5 protein-coding genes are annotated in these 5,415 nt (G+C 34.5%); 1 reads left to right on the top strand and 4 read right to left on the bottom strand.

Annotation, left to right across the window (positions count from 1 at the left end):
• The 4 genes from P8M54_RS08685 to P8M54_RS08670 all read right to left on the bottom strand — a co-directional run.
• The coding region (locus tag P8M54_RS08685; protein WP_300287278.1) for a GAF domain-containing protein at positions 1–526 on the bottom strand (526 nt) is incomplete at its 3' end.
• Positions 527–795: 269 nt separating this feature from the next.
• Positions 796–2,235 carry an aminopeptidase P N-terminal domain-containing protein gene (locus tag P8M54_RS08680; protein WP_300287276.1) on the bottom strand — a complete coding sequence of 480 codons (1,440 nt, stop codon included), beginning with the start codon at positions 2,233–2,235 and terminating at the stop codon, positions 796–798.
• 148 nt (positions 2,236–2,383) lie between these two features.
• The gene (locus tag P8M54_RS08675) at positions 2,384–2,932 is read right to left on the bottom strand and encodes a DUF1697 domain-containing protein (RefSeq protein WP_300287274.1); all 549 of its coding nucleotides are present in this window, start codon (positions 2,930–2,932) and stop codon (positions 2,384–2,386) included.
• A 115-nt stretch (positions 2,933–3,047) separates the two neighbouring features.
• On the bottom strand, positions 3,048–3,488 hold the full coding sequence (locus P8M54_RS08670; RefSeq protein WP_300287272.1) for a YhcH/YjgK/YiaL family protein: 441 nt from the start codon (positions 3,486–3,488) through the stop codon (positions 3,048–3,050).
• Between the two features lie 177 nt (positions 3,489–3,665).
• Here P8M54_RS08670 and recG point away from each other — a divergent pair.
• On the top strand, positions 3,666–5,415 hold a 1,750-nt coding region (gene recG / locus P8M54_RS08665), incomplete at its 3' end, for an ATP-dependent DNA helicase RecG (RefSeq protein WP_300287270.1).

The following is a 5,415-nucleotide window of genomic DNA, read 5'->3' as shown; positions in this document are numbered from 1 at the left end:
CCAACGAAATTAATGATTCTTCTAATTCCTGTTTATTTAATCGTAATTCTAATAACTTCATTGCTTGCTCAGACAATGCTTTAAGAGACTTAATTTGAATGGGGGATAATATTTTTGGTTTGTGATCAATAACACAGATAGTGCCCAATGGTAACCCTTGTCTACTTTTTAATGGAACACCCGCGTAAAAAACAATATTAGGTTGACCAATTACTAATGGATTATCTTGAAATCGAACATCATTTCGGGCATCAGGAACAATCATAAAATTATTAGGATCATTGATAGCATGCCCACAAAAAGTTAAATCTCTGGGCGTATCTGCACTACCTAATCCAATAGTGGACTTAACCCATTGTCTTTCGTCTTCAATGAAAACAATTTGCGCAATTGGTGTCTCACAAATTTGAGAAGCAATCATGGTCAAATTTTGGTAATCTTCCTCGGGCAAACTGTCTAGAATAGAATATGATTCTAAAGCTTTTAATCTTTCCTTCTCTAGAATATGTTTTTCGGGCTTAATCATGATAACATTTTAAATTTAAATAGTAAACCACAATTGCATTAGAATAGCAATTTCAAGGTTCAAACAATAATAAAAGAACAAAATTGTTCTGTTTTGGTAAAACTAATATTAAAAACTACATAACGTTGAACTGCAGCTCTATTTTACGTAAATTTTATGATTGAGACGTGAAATTATTGTAAATTACCATAAAAATCTCTCAGAAACTTAAAAACGTAAGAATTCCTTAATTTCTAATCACGGTACCTTCAAGTACAATATATTAACAACTAGTCCAAGAGTGGAACTGCAAAAGTAGAAAAAACACTTTGCTCTTTCATTACTTCTTCAATATCCTGTAATTTTCTCGGCGCCTCTGCAGAAAGGTTTATAGGACCTTTGGCAGTTATTAGAATATCGTCTTCAATTCGTATTCCAATCCCCCACCATTTTCGATCACAATCACTTCCCTCCGGGATATAAATCCCAGGTTCAATAGTGATAACCATGGCACTTTCTAGATTGTTATACATACCGGGATCGTGAACGTCTAAGCCAATGTGATGACCCAAACCATGCGGGAAATATATATTAGCAAGCTCCTCTGATTTTGCAACTCCAAGTTTGACCAATCCTTGATTAATTATTTTGCGAGCAATAATATCCAATGATCTAAAGCTAGCACCCACGATTGAAGCTGCAATCCCTGCTTCCTGTGCTTGGTAGACCAACTCATAAATTTGCTTTTGCTCCTTTGAAAAACTACCATTTGCCGGAATTGTTCGCGTTACATCAGCGGTATATCGATGGTATTCAGCACCTAAATCCATTAAAACCAATTCATTTCCAACCTTAGTTTTACTGTTTTCTATGTAATGTAAAACACAACCATTTTGACCAGCGCCTACAATGGAAGGATAGCCTTCGAACTCGCTACCGTATTTTTTATAAATGAACTCGTGAATCCCTTGAATTTCAGTTTCGGACATACCTGCATGCATTGCTTTCATTACCTCCCTTTGCGCCATTGCTGAAATGCGTACGGCTTTAGTCAATAATTTCAATTCTTCATCCGTTTTAATTTCCCGCAAACTAGTCATATAGAGAGAAATAGAACTGTCGTCTAAATTCTGTTTTTTAGTAGTACCAGTACTTTTGAAACCAATTTGGTTTTTGAAAGAGTCTATCAACTTATATAAATCAGCTTTTTCTCTTCTTGATGATTCTCCATTGTCGTCTTTAAATTCTTTAAATAAAACATGATCAAATTTGGTGAAATCAACGCCCGATTTTAAAAAGGCAGAACCATTATATGCTTTTGAAAACCCTAATTCCTTTTTAGCACCTTCAGTACCTAATCGTACGCCCGTCCATTGCTCTTGACTTGCATTTTTTTCTTGTACATAGAGTATCTCCTTGTAGGTCTTGCCTTCATTGTCTTTTTGCTCATTAGAAAAAAGCATTAAAACACAATTAGGTTCTTTATATCCTGTCAAGTAATAAAAATCAGGATCTTGATGGTAGACATAATCCACATCATTGGCACGGTTTCGAACTGGATTTCCAAAAAAAACTGCAACACTATTCGCAGGCATTTTTGCTCGGAAAGAATCTCGGCGTTTTTTATGAAATTGTGTTGATAAATAATCTGTAGGATTACCGCTTTGGCAAAAAGCCAAATTCACAAAAAAAGAAAACAGCACTATAAAAGAAAGTCTGGTTTTACACATATAAAGATTGAATTATAAATTAATTTTATAGTAAATATACTATTTTTATAACTGCTTACCGTTTCTATTTCACTATGGACTTCTAAAATTTGGTTGCTAATTGAATAACAGAAGTGTCCTATATTTAAAACGACCAACGAATAGAAAATTAGTTCATATCCTCATACATCTTGAATAATTGAGTCACAGTATTCCAATTTCGGATAGTTGCGGTGACGCTTAATTTTTTTTCAATGTATTTTTGATCTAATCTTGTTTTACCAGCACCAACGGCATATTTAATAAAAATTTTATTCGCATCGATTGTGGCTTCATCTGGTTTAAACTGACTTATTTTTAAATCATTGATGTTTTCAGAGCGAAGTTCTTTTGAAATAAAGGCTACATACAATTTCTTATGATCGACCTCTTTTTCTTTTAAAAATGGATTATTGTTGAAGCAATTTTCAAGGTCTTTTTTACCAATTACAATAGTTGGAACATCATAACCAAAAACTTTAAAAATTTCCTGTTTAATTTTAAATCCAACGGTGGCTGCATTTTCCTCCTCAGTTGTAACAAATACATTACCTGATTGGATGTAGGTGGTAACGTTGGTAAATTCCATATTTTCCAACATTTTTTGCAATGCATCCATTTTGATCATATTGTGACCAGATACATTAATTCCTCTTAATAAAGCCAAGTGAGTTGTCATGAAATTGTGTTTTACACTTTAACACGACAAAGATATTGTCTTTATTAGCAGAATCATAATTAAAATCTCACTGTCTTGTCTCCATTAAATTAAGTCGGAAGAACGGTCAATGTTACTACAATAAAACTTTAATAACAATCTTTTTTACTTTGGTTTCATTACCTGATCGGATACAAGGACGATGTAAATCATCAGGAAAAAACAACGTAAACATTCCCGCTTCTAACTTAATATAGGATGTTTCGCCTTCGTAAAAAGTATAGTCTTTATCCACATCAAATGATTGTATTTTTTGATCTCTTTTCGAAGCGATTCCAATTAATTCTTCACCTTGCAGCATATACTGAATATCAATATACTTCGTATGTCCCTCTAAAAAACAATCTTTTTCTTCTTTTGTATCATACTCTTGGACAATTGCAAAAATATTTCTTCCGTCAATTTCGTAGACACCTTCGGGAATAGTTGTTAAATCGGTTGACGTAATAAAGTTAAATCCTGCCGCTAGTCGATCTGTGATAGAGGCATACAGTCCGTAATTTTTAATTGAATCCAATACCATTTGTAAAACACCTTAAGTTAGGCCGCAAATATCAAAAATAAGATTCGTAGTTTCAGGCCTACCTCCTACTTTATTCGAAATTCCTTTATTTTTGAATTTTCTAATTTCCTATTTTAAAACTATCTTCGTTTTTTTGTTTTTAGAATCGAAAAGCTATCCAAATTATTTAAAATGTCTAACAACTTGCTGCTTACTCCTATTGAATACTTGAAAGGTGTTGGACCTAACAGAGGAACCTTGCTCCGCAAAGAATTAGGGATTCATAAGTATGGTGATTTACTTAATTTGTACCCGAATAGATATATAGATCGAACACGCTACTATAAAATTAACGAAATACAAAACAATATTGCCGAGGTTCAAATTATTGGAAAAATAATCAACATAAAAACAGTTGAGTTTGGAAAAGGCAGAAAACGATTGGTAGCTACCTTCGTTGATGATACGGGCCAAATGGAGTTGGTTTGGTTTCAAGGTCATAAATGGGTCCGCGAATCATTAAAATTAAATGAAGTCCTTGTCATTTTTGGAAAATGCACATCGTTTAACGCTATGTACAATATGGCGCATCCTGAAATCGAATTGTGGAGCGAACATGAAAAAAGTTTGCGTTCAGCCATGCAAGCCGTTTATCCCTCTACTGAAACGCTAACCAATAGAGGTATTACAAATCGGGGTATTAACAAAATGATGCAACAGTTGTTTATTGAAACGCAAGCCTTATTTGTTGAAACCTTACCAGACTATCTATTACAGGAATTAAAACTCATCCCTAAAAATGCCGCTTTATTCAACATTCATTTTCCTAAAAGCGCTGAAGCTTTGGCGAAAGCCCAATTCCGACTAAAATTTGAAGAATTGTTTTTCATTCAGTTGCAATTGATCATGAAAAATAAAATTCAGAAACATAAAATAAAAGGACATCCATTTGCAAAAGTAGGAGAATATTTTACTGACTTTTATCAAAACCATTTACCCTTTGAACTTACAGGAGCTCAAAAAAGAGTAATAAAAGAGATAAGAACAGATATGGGCAGCAACGCTCAAATGAACCGTTTATTGCAAGGAGATGTAGGTTCAGGAAAAACGATAGTAGCCTTTATGAGTATTCTTTTGGCTATTGATAATGGCTTTCAAGCTTGCTTGATGGCTCCGACAGAAATCTTAGCCAATCAGCATTTTATTGGACTATCTGAACTAGCTAGCAAATCCAATATTACTATAAAAATATTAACCGGTTCTACGAAAACGGCCGCCAGAAAAATACTCCACGAAGAATTAGAAAACGGAAGCCTACAAATTTTAATAGGCACCCACGCATTACTTGAAGACAAGGTTAAATTTCAAAATCTAGGATTAGCCGTTATCGATGAACAACATCGCTTTGGCGTAGAACAACGCTCTAAATTGTGGAAAAAGAATACTATTCCGCCTCACGTCCTCGTGATGACCGCTACCCCTATTCCGCGTACACTAGCCATGAGTTTGTATGGTGATTTAGACATATCAGTGATAGATGAATTACCTCCGGGAAGGAAACCAATCCAAACCGTCCACCGATTTGACAGTAACAGACTTAAAGTGTGGAAATTTATTCGTGATGAAATAGCCATTGGCAGACAAATATATATTGTATACCCTTTGATTCAAGAATCAGAAAAAATGGATTTCAAGGACTTAATGGATGGTTATGAAAGTATTTCTCGTGATTTTCCACTGCCGCAGTACGCCATATCCATTTTACACGGTAAGATGAAACCAGCCGAAAAAGATGCGGAGATGAAACGGTTCTCCGATGGTAAAACCAATATCATGGTGGCAACTACCGTAATTGAAGTTGGTGTGAATGTTCCCAATGCCTCTGTAATGATTATTGAAAGTGCTGAACGTTTTGGATTATCACAACTGCATCAGTTGCGTG

Source organism: Flavobacterium sp., assembly GCF_029242675.1.
Lineage (GTDB): Bacteria > Bacteroidota > Bacteroidia > Flavobacteriales > Flavobacteriaceae > Flavobacterium.
The sequence above is the reverse complement of the archived record's forward strand: the minus strand, read 5'-3'. Positions and strand labels throughout refer to the sequence as shown.

Coding starts and splice junctions, on each gene's coding strand:
- P8M54_RS08675 (WP_300287274.1), bottom strand. CDS start 2,932: ATGACAACTCACTTGGCTTTATTAAGAGGAATTAATGTATCTGGTCAC.
- P8M54_RS08680 (WP_300287276.1), bottom strand. CDS start 2,235: ATGTGTAAAACCAGACTTTCTTTTATAGTGCTGTTTTCTTTTTTTGTG.